This is a genomic window from Paenibacillus tritici (assembly GCF_018207515.1).
Lineage (GTDB): Bacteria > Bacillota > Bacilli > Paenibacillales > Paenibacillaceae > Paenibacillus_AQ > Paenibacillus_AQ tritici.
On the sequence record NZ_CP073365.1, the window covers coordinates 1,458,733 to 1,475,639 of the forward strand.

The window sequence follows — 16,907 nt, forward strand, 5'->3', positions numbered from 1 at the left end:
GCTCCAGCGGTACACCGAGCCGCAGCTCCATCGGCCCGCCAAGCTACAGCCCAGCAAGCTGCGGCGCTATCGCCGAAGCCCGGGCCTGCCGCTGTGCTGATGATCCAGGGGACCGCGTCCGATGTCGGCAAAAGCCTGGTCACTGCCGCCATCGGACGGATCATGACCAGGGACGGGTACCGTACGGCCCCGTTCAAATCGCAGAATATGGCGCTGAATTCCTATGTTACAGCGGACGGCAAGGAAATCGGCCGCGCCCAGGGGATGCAGGCGGAAGCCTTCGGCATTACGGCAACCAGCGATATGAATCCAATTCTGCTGAAGCCTTCCGGTGAGATGAGTGCGCAGATCGTGGTCCACGGGGTGCCCCATGCCGCGCTCAGCGCAAGGGAATACCGGGAGAAGTTCCTCCCCGAAGCCAAAGGGACCGTGATGGATGCGCTGGGTCGTCTGCGGGAGGCCTATGATATTGTGCTGCTGGAAGGCGCGGGCAGCCCGGCTGAGATCAACCTTAAGGCCCGGGATATCGTCAATATGAATCTGGCCGGCTGGGCAGATGCGCCGGTGCTGCTGGTCGCCGACATTGACCGGGGCGGCGTCTTTGCCTTCATTGTCGGTACGCTGGAGCTGCTGGAGCCGCAGGAACGCGCCCGGGTCAAAGGCTTCGTTATCAATAAATTCCGCGGGGATGTCTCCCTGCTGCAGCCCGGACTGGACTGGCTGGAGGAGCGCACCGGCATTCCGGTGCTGGGCGTGCTGCCGTTCCTGCCGCAGCTGCGGATTGAGGCGGAGGATTCCGTAGTTCTGGAAGGAACGTCCGGACGTTTGCGGGGGGATTCAGCGAAAGAGCTTGATATCGCGGTCATCCGTTATCCGCGGATCTCCAACTTCACCGACTTCGATCCGCTGGAGGAGGAGCCGGATGCTGCCGTGCGTTACGTTACCTCGGCAGACGAGCTTGGAACACCGGATGTCATCATCCTGCCGGGCACGAAGAATACGGCGGCTGACCTGCAGTATCTGCGGGAGCAGGGGTTCCCGGAGGCGATAGAACATGCGCTTGGGCAGGGAACACATCAGCTTGCCGGAATCTGCGGCGGATATCAGATGCTGGGATTGAAGCTGCTTGACCCCGATTCCGTAGAGAGTGCAGAACCGGGCGAGAGTGAAGGTCTCGGGTACCTGCCGCTCTCGACATCGTTTCTCCAGCAGAAGACTACGGTGCGTGTGAGCGGAGGGCTGGCTGCGGGCCATCCCCTGCGGTTAAGCCCCGCAGATACCGGAAAAATTGGGAAGCTCCCTGTGACCGGATATGAGATACATATGGGAACGACAACGAACCATGACCCGGCCTCCGTCTTGAGCCTGTTTACGATTGCGGGACCGGAAGAGCTGGCTGTGCCGGAGGGCTGGGGAACCCCGGACGGCAGAATCTGGGGCAGCTATCTGCATGGGCTGTTCCATAACGATGAGCTGCGCCGGAGCTGGCTGAACGGGCTTCGTATAGCCAAAGGGCTGGCGCCGTTAACCGCAACCTTCTCGGCCGCTGCTCTGCGTGAGCAGGAATTTGACCGGCTGGCAGATACGGTGAAGTCACATCTGAACATGGCTGCGGTTTATGAGATTATGGGCTTATCGGCAGGTGCGAACTAGAGAAGCTGGAGGACTAGAGAAGGAGGGGACAAGAGATGGTATTTGCAGTGCTGCTGTTCATTGTGGCCGGTCTGGCTGAGATCGGGGGCGGATATCTCATCTGGCTATGGCTGCGGGAATCCCGTCCGCTATGGTACGGATTAGCAGGCTCCGTCATCCTGATTGCTTATGGAGTAATCCCAACCCTGCAGAAGTTCCCATCCTTTGGCCGGGTGTACGCCGCTTATGGCGGAGTGTTCATTGTGCTTGCTGTGCTGTGGGGCTGGCTGGTGGACCGCAAAACCCCGGACTTCTACGACTGGATCGGAGCGGGCATCTGCGTGATCGGTGTATCCGTCATTTTATGGGCACCCAGGCATTGAGCAGGCGATCCCACCCCATCCTTTGCTTCATCAACCGGACCATCTACATAGCCACATAATCGCATCAATCAACCAATCGAATCATCGAACCAATGGCACCAATCAAAACATGGAACCAATCAAATCCAATCGCGCCAATCCAATCAACAAACCAATCAATCCAATCAAACCAACCGAAAACAAACATGTCTTTCAAGGCACAACTCCAGCATGAAAATGAGCAACGTGGCTAAAAAACAGAACATCGTCTTTTCATTTATTTAACATATTTTAACGGAAAACCAAACACAATTGGACTGGGTACGCCACGTAAGCCAAATGTAATCGAAAAACCAAACACAATTGGACTGAGTACGCCACGTAAGCCAAATGTAATCGAAAAACCGAACACAATTGGACTAGGTACGCCACGTAAGCCAAATGTAATCGAAAAACCGAACACAATTGGACTGGGTACGCCACGTAAGCCAAATGTAATCGAAAAACCGAACACAATTGGACTGGATGTGCTACGTAGGCCGTGCGTTTATCGAAGGTTGTACCAGACGTATTTTCACAGAAAACCGCACCAATATACCAATCCAACCAATCCAATCCGTTCAACCACACCAATCTCACAACCTCATCAGACCAAAAAGCAGTTCCATTAGCCAAGAGGCGTCTGGAACTGCTTTTTAACTTTTACTATATAGATATGCCCCTCACACTGAAACTCATCCTGCTACTTCTCTACGCATTCGTCTTAAGGTACATAGCCTATAAATGTATATTGTACAATTAAAAGACCGCGAAACCCCGGATAAATCAACTTAAATGTACTCTGTGCAATTAAAAACAGCAGGGAGCCCTCGTTTGAGTAATATGGGCGAGTTTAATTGTATGAACTACAATTAAACTTACCATAAGCGTAATCTCCGCCGTTTTAGTTGTACGTTATACAGTTAGAGTTACCGGAGCTGGTCTCATCCCTGTTCCCATGCCCTGCCTCAGCCTGCTGCCATTCATACAAGCCCGGACCCCTCCGGGAATTCCCCGGAATTCACTATATAGAAGGCTGAAATGGTAATAGCCGCCAGGCAGGTGACAGGAAGGTGACAGGTTACCGGTTAAATCTTGAACTGCTCGACCGCCTGCTGCAGCTTCACCGCCTGCTGATACAGATGCTCGACGGTCATGGCGTGGCCTTCCAGCTCCTCATGCTGGCGTGCAGAATTGTCGGCAAGGGTGTCAGCGCTTTGCTGGGACTTGGCGGCAATCTGCGCCGTTTCTTCCACGGAGGCACTGACCTCCTCGGTGCCTGCGGAGATCTGCTGGGTAGCGGCAGATACGGACTGGATGCTGTGGTTGATGCTCTGAATGAGGATCAGCAGGTGGTTGAAGGCATTGCCTGCTTCTACAACCTTATTCACCCCGGAAGCGACCTCTGCGTTGACATGGTTCATTTCCGATACCGAATGGTTCATATCTTCCTGCAGACTGAGCAGGAATTCACGGATCTGTTCATTGGAGGTCTTGGATTGCTCGGACAGCTTACGCACTTCCCCGGCAACGACAGCGAATCCCCGGCCATGCTCGCCTGCGCGGGCGGCTTCAATGGAAGCGTTGAGCGACAGCATCTGAATCTGCTTGGTAATCTCGGTAATGCCCTGCACGACCTCGCCGATCATGAGGGAGCGTTCATTCATCATCCGGAACTGCTCCAGCGACTGTTCGGATGCCTGTTCAACCTGGCGCATCTGCTCCACTGCACTCTGGGCAATATCATTGCCGCTCTGGGCTTCCGTGGAAGCTTCGCTGATCTGCTCGGTGACTTCACCGGCGGCGGAAGCGATATGCTGGATGCCCATATTGATCTCATCCATGGCCCGGGAATTATCCCTCGCACTGCTGGCAATCATGGTGCTGCCCTTGCCGATCTCCTCTACAGAGGATGCCGATTGTTCGGCCATGTGATTCAGAATCTGGACCCGTGCCTTCAGATCATTGGAATCGGCGACAACCGTACCGGAGGTATCCAGCACATGTCCGATCATCTCCTTCAGCCGCTCGCTCATGGTGCGGAAGCTTTCAGAGAGCTGGCCAACTTCATCCGTGCCTTTGAGGGTGAGCGCTTCAGTGAAATCGCCCCCGGCCAGCTTGTTGCTGTAGGCAGCCAGCTGGGTGATCGGGCGGGTGATTCTGCGGCTCATGTAGGCTGCGGCCGAGAGCCCAATTGTAAGTGCCAGCAGGGTAATGCCTGTACTGGTCCAGAGAATGCTGCTCATTTTGTCTTTTACAAAACCCATATCCGAGCTTACCGCCACAATCATTGTGGTTCCGGGAACTCCAACATAGGCACTCTTATGTATACCGTGGCTGTCTTCATAGAGTTCACTAAGTCCGGTTTTTCCTTTGGAGGCCTGCTCCATGGCAGGCGACACCTCAATGGCTTCGTCCGGCTTAAGCTTGGCGCCATGATCTGCGGTCAGCACCTTGGCCTGGCCCTCCTTCAGATCAATAAGGAAGACGGTCTCCACATCCTGCTTCTTCCGCTTCTCCTCAAAAAAGAATTCGACATTGGTCCGTGCCTGTTCATTCTTGTTAAGCGTCTGCTGCGCACTGGTTGCATTCAGGTTCTTATATACATCCTGGGCGGCGGCAGTCAGAGACTTGTCGATCTGCGGCATCACATAGCTGTTTATCGTACCAATAGAGTTGACATAGAAGCTGATACTTAACAAAAGCGAAGTGAGTAACAAAACGACAAACAGCAAAAGCGTAAACTTGCGGCTAATTGATTTTTTGAAGCTAAACATGGCATTCGCTCCTTTTCCGTAAAGTGCATCTTAATCTCCCAAGCCGGACAAAGAGCCAGCAAGCTGCAATATATTCCATGGGTATAGGTCATATATTATGGTTAGCGGAAGGTGATTGATAACTATTCTATAGAATTAACCTCAGGTTGAATAGTGAAAAATTGCTATATACCGCATTATTTTCAGAAAAAACTGAATATTTAAGAAGTCGATCACCAATTCGCCAAAAAGAATGAATCAATTTCCATTTTCATGAAAAATTAAAATTCCATAGCATGTTAGCTTTATATGTGATAGAGTATTAGTGTTTTGTGGTCAGAAGCTGATCTCCGCGGTTCGTAACCATCCCGCGTAACCAAAACTAGGAGGAGTACCAGGCACTATGTTTAATTTGTTGTGGGGAGCTTTATTTGTTGTTGTTAATTTTGTGTTTTTTCTGATCTGCTACCGATTTTTCGGTAAAAAAGGGCTGTATGCCTGGGTCGGCATGGCAACCGTGGTTGCCAACATCCAGGTAGCCAAGACCATTGCGATGCCGTTTGATATCGTCATGACGCTGGGCAATACGATGTACGTCACACTCTATATGACCAGTGACCTGCTCAATGAGCGGTACGGCCGCAAGGAAGCGCGAAGCGCCGTATGGTTCGGATTCTTCACCTTGCTGATGACGACCGTCATTATGCAGATGGTGCTGAAGTTTGAGCCGCAGGAGACGGACATTGCCCAATCTTCCCTGCAGCTGATTTTTGGCCTGATGCCAAGACTTGCTCTGGGCAGTCTTACCGCGTATTTCATCAGCCAGTTTCTGGATGTGCGGCTCTATTCGTGGATACGGAAGTACTACGGCAGCTCACGCCAGCTCTGGATCCGCTCGAACGGCAGCACGATGGTCAGCTCTTTTGTCGATACGCTGATCTTCTGCACGATTGCTTTTGCCGGAATGTATGATCTGAAGGTATGGACCGAGATTCTGCTGACCACCTATCTGGCCAAGTTCATTCTCACTGCCGCAGGCACGCCGGTATTGTATCTCGCCCGCTCGTTCAGATTTGCCGAAGAGGAACAGCCGACTGCTCTGCGGGAGAACGGACAGCTTCCTTTATAGATTGCATGTTGTAATAGAAGAGCCTCTCATTATAAAACCCCAGCCCCCGGATCTCCCGGGCGGCTGGGGTTTTTGTTAAAATATAAGTTATAGCTTTCACCTGATCACTTACAGGTTCAGCACAGTCCATTCTTTGGGGAAGCTGGTCAGAGTCTGCGGGCCTTCTGCTGTAACCAGCACATCATCCTCAATGCGCACACCGCCCAGATTCGGGACATAAATTCCCGGTTCTACCGTGAACACGTTGCCGTTCTGGATGACATCCGTATTCAGCCCATGCAGCGAAGGATATTCATGGGTGTCCATGCCAAGCCCATGACCGACACGGTGCATGAAGTATTGGCCGTAACCGGCGGCTTCAATCACATCCCGCGCCGCCTGGTCGACAGAACCGAAGGTCGCTCCGGCCACGGAGGCGGCAATACCGGCTTCATTGGCCGCCAGCACAGCGTTGTAAATATCCTGCAGCCGGCTGTCCACTTCTCCCACCGCGAAGGTCCGGGTGATGTCAGAGGCGTAGCCTGAGGCATAGACTCCCAGATCGAACATAAGCAGATCGCCCGGCTGAATGAGGCGTTCCCCCGGGACGCCATGCGGCAGGGCCGTGTTCGGGCCGGACAGCACCATGGTGTCGAAGGAGGGGCCGGAGGCGCCCACTTTTTTCATCAGATATTCAAGCTCGGCAACCAGTTCAATCTCGCTGATTCCGTCTTTGACATGCGACAGGCCGCGGCGGAGAACCTCCTCCACCAGCTCGGCGGCATGCCGCATGATGCGGACCTCCTCCGGTGTCTTGATTGCGCGCATCGCGCGGAGCAGGTGGCCGATATCAAGATATGAACCGGCAGCGACGGATTCGGCCAGCAGCTCATACCGGCTGACGGAGAAGTGTTCCTTCTCGATACCGAAGCTGCCCGGACTTCCATTGCCGAAGCGTGACTTCAGCAGGGCGTAGGGATTGTCCGTATCGCTATGCGTCAGAATCGTCTTCACCGAGGAGGCAGCCTGCGCCGCTTCGGCGTCCAGCGCCGGAACGATCAGCACCGGCTCCTCGCTGCGGATCAGCAGCAGGCCCAGGAAACGTTCATGCGGGTTGCTGGCGAAGCCCGTCAAATAGTATACATGCTTGGGATCGGTTACGAGCAGGGCATCCAGGCTTTCGGCTGCCATGTCCTGCTCCAGAGTCTGCAGAGCTACATTCATTTCAATAGTTCCCCTTTCATCTACACGCTATCAACAGCAATGCTCCCATTATAATTCATAATCAGGGAGCCTGCACATCCCGGGGACCCGCAGGATCAGGCGTTTGAGGGAGAGGGGCGCCGGGTAATAGTTGCCACTCTATCTATAATAGACTTGCAGGAGGTTATGAACATGTCTCGAACGGGAAAAAGAATGCTCTCAAATATAACTCTGCTGCGCGGAACACTGATTCTGCTGATGGGCCTGCTGTCAGCCTGCACCACTAATACTGACGCTGAGCCTGGCGGAGCTCCCGCTGCAACCGGGGGCACTCCGGTAACGGAAGCACCGGCGGCGGTCACGCCGGAGGATTCTGCTGAACCGGAGCGGACGGTATCCCCAGAGCTTCCCTATACGGCCCATACACTCGCCAATGGACTGGATGTTCCATGGGAGATGGCGTTCGCGCCGGACGGGCGGATCTTCTTCACCGAACGGCCGGGCAGCCTGCGGGTGATCGAGAACGGCAAGGTGCAAGAGACTCCGCTGCTAGAGTTCCCTGCTCCATTTATGAGCAAGGGCGAAGGCGGACTGCTGGGCCTGGCGCTTGATCCTGAATTTGAACGTAACGGATTCGCGTATGTATACCATACTTACCGGACGGAAGAGGGCGGGACGGCGAACCGGGTGCTGCGGATCAAGATTGGAAGCAGCATAGCAGAGATCAGCCGGGTGCTGCTGGATCACATCCCGGGCGATACCAATCATAACGGCGGACGGATCAAGATCGGGCCGGACGGGAATTTATATGTCACCGCAGGGGATCGCTACGAGCCGGAGCTTGCGCAGGATCAGACCAGCCTGGGCGGCAAAGTTCTGCGGATCACCACCGCAGGCTCCATCCCGGAAGATAACCCGTGGCCCGGATCGCCGGTCTACAGTAAGGGCCACCGCAATCCGCAGGGACTGGCCTGGCAGCCGGAGAGCAGGATGCTCTTCAGCTCTGAGCATGGTCAATCCAGTCATGATGAGCTTAACGTCATTGAGGCCGGAGCCAACTACGGCTGGCCGCTTATTGAGGGCGATGAGACCGGGGATGGCGAGCCGAAGCTTATAGCTCCGCTGGCACACAGCGGGGATGAGACCTGGGCCCCGTCAGGCATCACCTTCATTACACAGGGGCCCTGGTCCGGTGAACTGCTGGTTGCTACTCTAGCAGGGCAGCAAGTCTTGCGGGTATCGCTGTCCTCTTCAGGCGGTAAGCCTGCTGTCACAAGCTTGTTCAAGGAGAAATACGGAAGAATCCGCAATGTGGCGGAAGGGCCGGATGGTACGCTGTACCTTATGACGAACAACCGTGATGGCCGGGGGAACGCGGATGCGCAGGATGATAAGCTGATTGCGCTGCGGCCGAACTGGAAGTGAGGAAGGCTTGCGGTGAACTGCTGGATTCACGGGACTATTTTAACCCTCAGAAATGATGTAACATTAGCTTAGCGCATACACTCGGATAGGGGGGGCGGTATCATAGCCAAGCTGCCCGCGAGAGAGGGGAAGAAGTCCATGCAAGGACAAACTGTACTGATCACCGGTGCGAATTCCGGGATGGGGCTGGCTACAGCAGTAGATATGGCCCGCAGGGGAGCAAGCGTGATTATGGCCTGCCGCAGCCGCAAGCGGGGCGAAGAGGCTCTTGAAGAAGCGGTGCGGCAGAGCGGCTCCGGCAAGATCCGGCTGATGCTGTGCGATCTCGCTTCATTCGCAAGCATCCGTGCTTTTGCCGATGAATTCACCGCCGAATACCCTGTGCTTGATGTTCTGATCAATAATGCAGGTGTGGTCTCGCTCAAGCGTGAGCTGACAGCCGATGGATACGAGCTGGATCTGGGTGTCAACCATCTGGGGCATTTCCTGCTGACCGATCTGCTGCTGGATAGCCTGAAGGCCGCTGAACAGGGACGGATTGTAGTAGTTGCTTCGGGTGCGTTCAAGATGGGCAGGCTGCATCTGGAGGATCACACGTTATCCCGTGGCTTCAATCCGGCCAAGGCATACGCCCGTTCCAAGCTGGCTAACATTCTGTTCACCCGCGAGCTGGCTTCACGCCTGCAGGACACCAGGGTTACTGTGAACTGTCTGCATCCCGGCGCGGTAGGGACGAGTATTGGTGTGAACCGGGAGACGGGCTTTGGCCGCGGCGTGCTGAAGCTGCTGTCATACTTCTTCCTCACCCCTGAGCAGGGCGCGGACACAGCGATTTATCTGGCGACCGCACCGGAGCTGAGCGCAGTCAGCGGACACTATTATTACCGCCGCAAGCTTAAGGAATTAACGCCACGGGCGAAGAATGCAGATGACGCTGCACGCTTGTGGAAATGGAGTCTGGAGCAAACAGGGCTTGACTAAAAGCTTCAAGTTCAAAACTAAGTGCATCTTAATATAGTCACATCACTTTGAGGAGGAATCATAGCATGGATTGGCAGGCTTACAGCATAGAGGATGCAGCAATTGAGGATTTGGGGGAGATTGTGGAGATCTATAATTCGACGGTTGCCGGAAGAGTGGTAACTGCGGATCTTGAACCGGTCAGCGTGGAGGAGCGGGTGGGATGGTTCCATGAGCATAGCAGCCAGCACCGGCCGCTCTGGGTACTAAGACAGGGCAGCGAGATTGCGGCCTGGTTCAGCTTCCAGTCGTTCTATGGACGCCCGGCTTACAATGGAACAGCAGAGATCAGCGTCTATGTGAGCGAGAAGTTCCGCGGCAGCGGCGCCGGAAGTATTCTGCTGGCTAAGGCGGTTGAGGAATGTCCGCGTCTGGGCCTTCAGAACCTCGTCGGCTTTGTCTTTGGCCATAATGAGCCGAGTCTGGCCCTGCTGCGGAAGTTCGGGTTCGAGGAGTGGGGCCTGCTGCCGGGAGTCGCCGTGCTGGATGGTATCCCGCGTGACCTCGTGATTATAGGCCGCAAGCTGTGAAGGTATAGCAGGCTATCGCACGCAGACACAAGGTATGCTTATTGAGGCTGCGGAGGAGCGGTGGAGGCGGGCTGACATTCCTCTTCAGTGATCCAGGATTCCGACCAGTCCTGCAGATCGCGGATGACCGATTCCAGCGCCCGGCCTTTGCCTGTGAGCGAATACTGGATGCGGACAGGGGTCTCAGGGAACACCTCGCGCAGCACGATGCCCTCCTGCTCCAGCTCCTTCAGCCGTTCGGACAGCAGCCTGCCGCTGACAGGAAGCGAGGACTCAATTTCCCCGAAGCGCTGGGGGCCCTGCAAAAGCTGATAGATGATTAAGCCCGTCCAGCGTCTGCCGATAATATCCATGCTTTTTTGTAACCTTGGACATAAGTCTGTGGATTTCATTAGGCTCACCTCTTACTGTACATTATAAACGAAAAGACCTATGCCTAAAACAAAATTGCCCGAAAAGAACACCATGAAAGGATGATTTCCCTTGGCTAAAAAGAAGAAGAATACACCGGCCCCGCGCCCTGCGGCAACGGATGCCCCGGCAACCCTGAAGGATATGCTGAGCGGCGAGGTGCTGGAGAAGCTAAAGGCGCAGTCCGATGCGCTCAAGGTTGAAGAACGGGACAAGAAGGAGGCTGCCCTAAAGGCAGTCGAGGATAAGCGCAAGGCTGAGCAGAAACGGCTGGAGAATGATTTCGGCCACCTGCTGGAGAACAGCAACCAGGACTGGTCCAAATTTAAGTAAAATCATTCTTTACCAAAATAAGGGTTGACAATCTGCTGCAAGGCCATATATTATTGGGTTTATCATTTAGAGAAGGGAGGCTGACAGGTCATGATTGGAACAAATGAACGGAACAGACAGCAGGATCACCTGACAACCGCATATGTACGATCTGATCTCATCGCCTTCGTCCGGAAGACATAATGCGCAGGGTACTGCTTCTGATGTCTGAACTGAATACGGGTGTGCTTTGAACGGGTGCAAGCTTCAACGGGAAGCTGCACCTTGCACGCCGGGAGCCGCAGGATCAGAATCTGATCTGCGGCTCTTTTTTGTGTACCCTGAAACTCGAAATTTACTGAACCCCCTATGGAACCAAACCAGAAACCCAACCTGAGAGGAAATGAACAAATAGATGAATAACATGACACCCCAAGCGGGGGAGATGTCCCGCTACAAACATGAGGTAGCCCTTCCGGGCGGCGACCTTAAGGTCTACGCCAGCGAGCAATTATTCGGCTCACTGGATTACAAGGTCCTGGAAATGGCCAACAACAATCTGCAGATTCCGGGTATTGAATATATGAGCTATACGCCCGATGTGCATGTAGGCGTCGGAACCTGCATCGGAACTACTGCGGTCTGGGATGCCGCGTCCGGCTATGTGTCGCCGTCCATCGTGGGCAGCGATATCGGCTGCGGGATGCGTGTGCATCTGACCAATCTCCATATGGATGATCTGCGTGAAGTGAAGCTGCGCCGGAAGCTGGTCCGTGCGATTGAGAAGTATCTGCCGATGGAGGCCCAGCAGCGCGGCCATTACAGCGATATCCGGCTGGAGAATATTGTCCGCAAGGGACTGCATGGCCTGCCGAACAAATATGTGCCGGACAGCTACACCCCGAAGAAATCAAGCGCGCTGTCCCATGTGGAGATCAGCAAGCTGGCCTTCGATGACGAGATCCTGAATGAGCTGCCGGATATGGCCTGGCACCGCGGCCACCGCCAGCTCGGCACGCTTGGCGGCGGCAACCATTTCGTCGAGATTCAGGCGATTGAGATCGCTGAGGAGCAGCGTGAGGTCGCTGAAGCGTGGGGACTGAAGGACGGGCAGATTGCCGTGATGATCCACTCCGGCTCCCGGGCCTGGGGAGGTATGGTCAATCAGTTCTGTACCCCGGCCTTCGCCAAGGTCATGGGCCAGCTTGGACTGGGCAGTGCCGACCCGCGCCTGATCTATGCGCCTCTGGCACATCCGCAGGCCCGGCGTTATGTTAATCTCATGTACTCGGCGCTGAACTATGCGGTGGTTAACCGCCATCTGATCGCTTATGGTGTACGTGAAGGCTTCCGTGACGTCTTCGGTACGAAGTGCGAGCTGCGTACCCTCTACGATCTGATGCACAATTATGCCTGGGAAGAGGAGACTTCCTCGGGCACCAAGTTCGTGCACCGCAAAGGGGCGACCCGCGCCTTGCCCGCAGACCATGCAGATAACCCGAAGGCTTATGCGGCGACCGGGCATCCGGCGCTGATTCCAGGCTCGATGGGCACTGCTTCCTACATCATGGTCGGCCAGCCCGGAGGAGAAGAGAATTATTATTCAATCTGCCATGGAGCCGGACGTATCCGTTCCCGCTCGGCAACGAAGCGGCTGGTGTCTGTCCATGAATTTTCCCGGTCGATGAAGGTGGGTACGGCAGATGAGATTGTAGTGAATCAGCATTCCCTGGAATCTATCATTGACGAATCTCCCCAGGCCTATAAGAATGTAGATGAGATCATAGAAAGCGTTACGGGCGCCGGCCTGGCTGCCGTTGTGGCCAAATGCAAGCCGCTCGCAGCGATAAAGGGGACGAAATAAAGATGGAGCAGGAGAATAAGAAGCCAGCTGTGATCTATGAATATCATGAGGACAGTGCCGGAATCATCAAAGGTTATGAGGTATACGCGCGCCTGGTAGACGGTATACTTGAAGCCCTTCACACCCGTTACGGCGTCCGTTATGAGCTGTATGCCAGCGATGATCCCAACAGTGAGTACTGGAAGCTGCTGGAGAACGATGTGCAGAGCGGGAATGCCGGAGTGGAGCATGTGGCGCGGATTTTTGACCGCCTGGAGGACCGGACATTCGTGTTCGATGATGAGAAGGAGCAGCCGGAGTACCATATCCATCTGTCGGTCCGCAATAATGTGCTGGCTTATCCGGCCATGGGCGTAGCGCTGGCACGGGTGCCGGTGTTTCAGGAGAACGGCATTAACTTTCAGGATTATGTATTCGCCGCATCCGATGCGCAGCTTCAGTTCTTCCTTGGCAATGTGCGCAACCGGCAGCGGGAGCAGAATATCAACAAGGTGACGGTGTTCACCGACAGACGGAACGGGATCTCCCGTGAGGATGAACCGATTACGCGTGCTGTAAGGCGGGAAGAGGTGATTTTGGATGCCGGTATCAAAAAAGAGATCTACCGCTCACTCGACCAGTTTTTTGATAGCGACCGCAGCTTCTATGTGACCTATGACATCCCGTATAAACGGGGGATTCTGCTCTACGGACATCCGGGCAACGGCAAGACTACGCTGGTCAAATCCATTGCCGGAAGCGTTCCGGGACCTGTGCTCTACTGGCAGATTACGGAGTATACGAGCAGTGAATCGGTGAATGAGGTGTTCGAGGCTGCGGCCCGGCTGGCACCGATGGTGCTGGTGATTGAGGATATTGATTCTATGCCGCAGGAGGTCCGCTCCTTTTTCCTGAACACGCTGGACGGGGCCACCTCCAAGGAGGGCATCTTCCTGATCGGCACCACCAATTACCCGGATAAAATCGACCCCGGCCTCATGAACCGCGCCGGGCGCTTCGACCGGGCTTATGAGATTAAGATGCCGAGCGAGGCGCTGCGCCTTGAATACCTCCAGCTCAGAGGCTTCTCCGCCTTCGTCGGAGAAGAAGGCACGGCCACGGCTGCGCGCCTGACCGGAGATTTCTCCCTGACCCAGCTGGGGGAGCTGTATGTCAGTGCGGCACTGGAATGGCATGAGAACGGCACGGCTGAGGTGGAGTCGCTGGTGCGGGGGATGCGCGGCGAGCTGGACAAGGGCCGCAAACGGGAATGGATGAAGGATGCTTCGTCCAGTATCGGATTCTATTGATTAGTCGGCTGGAGATAGTCCCTATGCGCTCGCGGCAGGGACTGAACTGAATACGAAGCTGTACCGGAGGGAGCCTTGAGGCTCCCTTTTTCCTGGAAGGATAAGAGTTCATGTGTTTGGGGGAGGCGAAGCTTACTCCTTATTTAGGGGCTGCCAGGACTGCTGGCTTAGTTGGAAAAAAGGCACTTAATTCTGCTGAAACGGAGAGTTGTGAGTGAGCAGTTGGAAAAAGTCCACTTCATCCACCGAATACCCTGAATTCAGCTGAAATCGGACCGATTAAGTGTTGTTTTTCCAACTGCTACCTATAAGTGGAACTTTGGCGCCAAATTAGATGTGCTAATTCCACTTAGGTCATCCGTTAACAAACTCAGCTTCCCCTCTGTCCCCTCAGCAACGGCGTGGATACGGGGAATTTCCTGCAGAAGTGTAACTTTTGGCGTTCTCATACGTGGATGGAGTAAGGGGGGAGGAGATGGAGCCGAATTCGCTGGATGAGGTATACGAAAATTATGTTGCGGACATCTACCGCTATCTGCGCTCCCTCTGCCAGGACCACCATGCGGCCGAAGATTTGATGCAGGAGACCTTTTACCGCGCTTATCTGTATCTGGAGGATTGCCGGGAAGAGAAGATTAAGCCGTGGCTGTTCCGCGTGGCTTACAATGCTTTTGTGGATTACAAGCGCAAGGAGAAGCGGAGTGTGTCCAAGGAAGCCGGGTACTTCAGCCGTATGGCTCATCCGGACACGACAGAGGGGACCTTGCTGCGTCAGGAACGCTGGGAGGAAGCGGCCCTTGCGCTTAGTCTTCTGCCGGAAGGACAGCGCCATGCGCTGCTGCTGCATGATTATCACGGGCTGAGTTACAAGGAAGCCGCAGACATTATGGATGTGGGCCTGTCCCAATACAAGATACTGGTATTCCGCGCCAGGCAGAAGCTGCGTGAGGCGGAGCGGAGGAGGAATGAGCATGAGTGAGGAATTCAAAGAGAAGCTGCGCCAATACAGCGAAGGTACCCTTCCGGAGGAAGAGCGCGAGGAGCTGGAGAGTGAGCTGGCGAAGCTCGAAGCGTATCAGCAGTATCTGGAGGAGCAGATGGAGCGGGAGGAGCAGACCAGCGGACGGTGGACCAAGGCGGACCCGGAAGGAGGGGCAGCTCCAGGGCCCAAGAAGGCGAAGAGGAAGGCGAAGCGAAGAGAAAAGTCTATTATTCGCCGGGGCAAATGGAAAGCACGGATCACCAACACGTTTACTGTATTTTCTGCGCTTCTGATCTTTACGGTCATTAGCAGCATTATCACAACGGTCTTCTACAACACCGGAGACCGTGGGGACACTTACAGTGATGTAGTGTCATCGGCGATTGCCGTTACCCGTCCCAATACGACGGTAAGGCTTTCATCGAATGCGCATTATTTTTTTCGCCTGGAGTTAACCGGGAATCTGCTGAGGCAGGTGGGCAGCGAGAGCATTCAGGTGGGCAGCTATACCCAGAACCTCTTTCTGGGAAGAGGCAATCCTGGGGAGTTTAACTGGACGGATGAGCGGAATGGGTCCGGGAATATTTTTTATTATCCGTCTGCGAAGGGCACGGCCGGGAGAGGGGATAACAGCGACCAGTGGAAGAGGCTGGAGAAGCTTCCTGAAGGTACGGTTGCCGAGGCGTATCTGTCGCTGGACCATTTATATACTACAGATGAGCTGCTGAAGCAGCTGGAGCCGCTGAATCTTCAGCCGGTCTGGTTCGGAGCAGATGCCGGATCTTCAACGAGGGAGAATGATGTGGTCGTATATCCGCTTGGCTTCCCTTATCAGCCTATGTGGCACAAGGACGATATGAAGAAATCCGAAGTTACCACTACCAAGACAGGCTGGTTCAGCTCGGTATCCTCCTATAGCAGCGTATCGCCTTCCGTTGAAGAATACGGTAGCGGCGAGTTGCGGGATGCCAACTTTATCAAGACGCTTAAGCTGCTTCAGCAGCATCAGACACTGGCTGGCAGAGCGGTGCATATCAATCAGTTAGACACCTCTCTGGCCTATCTGGAACAGAATGGGGTTAAGCTCTACGGAACCGTTGTCACCGGACCGGTCAAGGAGCTGCTGAAGCTGCGCGAGGCTTCATGGGTCAGCCATATGCAGGTAGGGGAAGTGCGGCTGTGGAACTGGCAGGAATGAGGAAGAGGGAGCTGGGAATATGGAGTAGGAGTAGGAGTAGGAGTAGGAGTAGGAAGCGCCGCCCGGAGACTGCGCATAGGGAGGGCCTGGACTCCGCTTGCTTCTCCCCCCTGCACATCGTACAATTATAGGACGTAAACTTGGGATCTGAACATGAAATGGCTGAGAGTCGCAGTTTACAGCGCTTCTCGGCCATTGTGTTTTTTGAAATGCCGGGTAGGATGACAATAGGAATGGGGAGTGGATGCAGATGAAGGTAGGCGTGGTATCGGATACACATCTCTCAAGCAGGGCCAAGGGGCTGCCCTCCGTGCTTATGGAAGAATTCAGCAAGGTGGATATGATTCTGCATCTGGGCGATTGGGTATCGCTGGAGATATACGATCTACTGGCCGGGCTTGCTCCGGTAGAGGGAATTGCCGGCAACAACGACGGCTATGAGATCATTCAGCGCTTCGGAGAGAGCAAGATCGTTACGCTGGAGGGTATGCGTATCGGGATGATTCACGGACATGCGCCATATTCCCGTAAGGGGACGGATGGAAATGCGCTGCTGGCCTTTGAAGGCCAGGAGGTGGACTGTATTCTCTTCGGCCACTCCCATCAGCCGCTGATGCGCCGGGAGAATGGTATTCTGCTGTTCAACCCCGGCTCTCCTACGGACAAACGCCGGGAGAAGCAGTATTCCTTCGGTCTGATGGACATTGAAGACGGGAAGATTACAGCCCGTCATGTCTTTTACGATTCGAGAGACTAAGGGAAAGCAGGGGAGCAGT

Annotated in this window: 16 protein-coding genes; 12 read left to right on the forward strand and 4 right to left on the reverse strand. The window is 54.7% G+C overall.

Annotated features, from left to right (window positions below; translation table 11 throughout):
- Window positions 1–99 precede the first annotated feature (99 nt).
- Window positions 100–1,653 carry a cobyric acid synthase gene (locus KDC22_RS06270; protein ID WP_211723909.1) on the forward strand — a complete coding sequence of 518 codons (1,554 nt, stop codon included), beginning with the start codon at window positions 100–102 and terminating at the stop codon, window positions 1,651–1,653.
- Between the two features lie 35 nt (window positions 1,654–1,688).
- Complete coding sequence (locus KDC22_RS06275) at window positions 1,689–2,015, forward strand: YnfA family protein (protein WP_173130277.1); 327 nt, start codon at window positions 1,689–1,691, stop codon at window positions 2,013–2,015.
- Window positions 2,016–2,079: 64 nt separating this feature from the next.
- Here the strand turns inward: KDC22_RS06275 and KDC22_RS33735 are convergent, their stop codons facing one another.
- Window positions 2,080–2,211 (reverse strand): hypothetical protein, encoded by a 132-nt coding sequence (locus tag KDC22_RS33735; protein WP_281424967.1) that lies wholly within the window; start codon window positions 2,209–2,211, stop codon window positions 2,080–2,082.
- A 910-nt stretch (window positions 2,212–3,121) separates the two neighbouring features.
- Window positions 3,122–4,810, reverse strand: a complete 1,689-nt coding sequence (locus KDC22_RS06280) for a methyl-accepting chemotaxis protein (protein ID WP_211722424.1) — start codon at window positions 4,808–4,810, stop codon at window positions 3,122–3,124.
- Between the two features lie 382 nt (window positions 4,811–5,192).
- On the opposite strand from KDC22_RS06280, the gene KDC22_RS06285 reads away from it, so the two are divergent.
- Window positions 5,193–5,918, forward strand: coding sequence for a queuosine precursor transporter (locus KDC22_RS06285; RefSeq protein ID WP_173130282.1), 726 nt, complete (start codon window positions 5,193–5,195; stop codon window positions 5,916–5,918).
- A 108-nt stretch (window positions 5,919–6,026) separates the two neighbouring features.
- Here KDC22_RS06285 and KDC22_RS06290 read toward each other — a convergent pair whose 3' ends face one another.
- On the reverse strand, window positions 6,027–7,121 hold the full coding sequence (locus KDC22_RS06290) for a M24 family metallopeptidase (protein WP_211722425.1): 1,095 nt from the start codon (window positions 7,119–7,121) through the stop codon (window positions 6,027–6,029).
- 171 nt (window positions 7,122–7,292) lie between these two features.
- Between KDC22_RS06290 and KDC22_RS06295 the strand changes: the two genes are divergently transcribed.
- The 3 genes from KDC22_RS06295 (at window position 7,293) to KDC22_RS06305 (ending at window position 10,075) form a co-directional block, all read left to right on the forward strand.
- Window positions 7,293–8,525 carry a PQQ-dependent sugar dehydrogenase gene (locus tag KDC22_RS06295; RefSeq protein ID WP_246553324.1) on the forward strand — a complete coding sequence of 411 codons (1,233 nt, stop codon included), beginning with the start codon at window positions 7,293–7,295 and terminating at the stop codon, window positions 8,523–8,525.
- A gap of 138 nt (window positions 8,526–8,663) precedes the next feature.
- Complete coding sequence (locus KDC22_RS06300; protein ID WP_211722426.1) at window positions 8,664–9,506, forward strand: SDR family oxidoreductase; 843 nt, start codon at window positions 8,664–8,666, stop codon at window positions 9,504–9,506.
- A gap of 65 nt (window positions 9,507–9,571) precedes the next feature.
- Window positions 9,572–10,075, forward strand: coding sequence for a GNAT family N-acetyltransferase (locus KDC22_RS06305; RefSeq protein ID WP_211722427.1), 504 nt, complete (start codon window positions 9,572–9,574; stop codon window positions 10,073–10,075).
- A 38-nt stretch (window positions 10,076–10,113) separates the two neighbouring features.
- Here the strand turns inward: KDC22_RS06305 and KDC22_RS06310 are convergent, their stop codons facing one another.
- Window positions 10,114–10,467 (reverse strand): winged helix-turn-helix transcriptional regulator, encoded by a 354-nt coding sequence (locus KDC22_RS06310; RefSeq protein ID WP_173130291.1) that lies wholly within the window; start codon window positions 10,465–10,467, stop codon window positions 10,114–10,116.
- A 91-nt stretch (window positions 10,468–10,558) separates the two neighbouring features.
- Here KDC22_RS06310 and KDC22_RS06315 point away from each other — a divergent pair, with 91 nt between their 5' ends.
- From KDC22_RS06315 to KDC22_RS06340, 6 genes are all read left to right on the forward strand, one after another.
- Window positions 10,559–10,819 carry a YqkE family protein gene (locus KDC22_RS06315; protein ID WP_211722428.1) on the forward strand — a complete coding sequence of 87 codons (261 nt, stop codon included), beginning with the start codon at window positions 10,559–10,561 and terminating at the stop codon, window positions 10,817–10,819.
- 403 nt (window positions 10,820–11,222) lie between these two features.
- Window positions 11,223–12,662: an RtcB family protein gene (locus tag KDC22_RS06320; protein WP_246553326.1), complete on the forward strand. Its 1,440-nt coding sequence runs from the start codon at window positions 11,223–11,225 to the stop codon at window positions 12,660–12,662.
- A 2-nt stretch (window positions 12,663–12,664) separates the two neighbouring features.
- A complete protein-coding gene (locus KDC22_RS06325) occupies window positions 12,665–13,951 on the forward strand; it encodes an AAA family ATPase (RefSeq protein ID WP_173130299.1) in 1,287 nt (428 codons plus the stop codon).
- Between the two features lie 475 nt (window positions 13,952–14,426).
- Window positions 14,427–14,930, forward strand: coding sequence for a sigma-70 family RNA polymerase sigma factor (locus tag KDC22_RS06330; protein WP_211722429.1), 504 nt, complete (start codon window positions 14,427–14,429; stop codon window positions 14,928–14,930).
- Window positions 14,923–16,131: an anti-sigma factor gene (locus KDC22_RS06335; protein WP_211722430.1), complete on the forward strand. Its 1,209-nt coding sequence runs from the start codon at window positions 14,923–14,925 to the stop codon at window positions 16,129–16,131. Before KDC22_RS06330 ends, KDC22_RS06335 begins: the two co-directional genes overlap by 8 nt.
- Window positions 16,132–16,381: 250 nt before the next feature.
- Window positions 16,382–16,888 carry a metallophosphoesterase family protein gene (locus tag KDC22_RS06340; RefSeq protein ID WP_076242427.1) on the forward strand — a complete coding sequence of 169 codons (507 nt, stop codon included), beginning with the start codon at window positions 16,382–16,384 and terminating at the stop codon, window positions 16,886–16,888.
- Window positions 16,889–16,907: the final 19 nt, after the last annotated feature.

Excerpts from the sequence above, each read along its gene's own strand:
- KDC22_RS06270 (WP_211723909.1), top strand. The coding sequence starts at position 100 with ATGATCCAGGGGACCGCGTCCGATGTCGGCAAAAGCCTGGTCACTGCC.
- KDC22_RS06275 (WP_173130277.1), top strand. The coding sequence starts at position 1,689 with ATGGTATTTGCAGTGCTGCTGTTCATTGTGGCCGGTCTGGCTGAGATC.
- KDC22_RS06280 (WP_211722424.1), bottom strand. The coding sequence starts at position 4,810 with ATGTTTAGCTTCAAAAAATCAATTAGCCGCAAGTTTACGCTTTTGCTG.
- KDC22_RS06285 (WP_173130282.1), top strand. The coding sequence starts at position 5,193 with ATGTTTAATTTGTTGTGGGGAGCTTTATTTGTTGTTGTTAATTTTGTG.
- KDC22_RS06290 (WP_211722425.1), bottom strand. The coding sequence starts at position 7,121 with ATGAATGTAGCTCTGCAGACTCTGGAGCAGGACATGGCAGCCGAAAGC.
- KDC22_RS06295 (WP_246553324.1), top strand. The coding sequence starts at position 7,293 with ATGTCTCGAACGGGAAAAAGAATGCTCTCAAATATAACTCTGCTGCGC.
- KDC22_RS06300 (WP_211722426.1), top strand. The coding sequence starts at position 8,664 with ATGCAAGGACAAACTGTACTGATCACCGGTGCGAATTCCGGGATGGGG.
- KDC22_RS06305 (WP_211722427.1), top strand. The coding sequence starts at position 9,572 with ATGGATTGGCAGGCTTACAGCATAGAGGATGCAGCAATTGAGGATTTG.
- KDC22_RS06310 (WP_173130291.1), bottom strand. The coding sequence starts at position 10,467 with ATGAAATCCACAGACTTATGTCCAAGGTTACAAAAAAGCATGGATATT.
- KDC22_RS06320 (WP_246553326.1), top strand. The coding sequence starts at position 11,223 with ATGACACCCCAAGCGGGGGAGATGTCCCGCTACAAACATGAGGTAGCC.
- KDC22_RS06325 (WP_173130299.1), top strand. The coding sequence starts at position 12,665 with ATGGAGCAGGAGAATAAGAAGCCAGCTGTGATCTATGAATATCATGAG.
- KDC22_RS06330 (WP_211722429.1), top strand. The coding sequence starts at position 14,427 with ATGGAGCCGAATTCGCTGGATGAGGTATACGAAAATTATGTTGCGGAC.
- KDC22_RS06335 (WP_211722430.1), top strand. The coding sequence starts at position 14,923 with ATGAGTGAGGAATTCAAAGAGAAGCTGCGCCAATACAGCGAAGGTACC.
- KDC22_RS06340 (WP_076242427.1), top strand. The coding sequence starts at position 16,382 with ATGAAGGTAGGCGTGGTATCGGATACACATCTCTCAAGCAGGGCCAAG.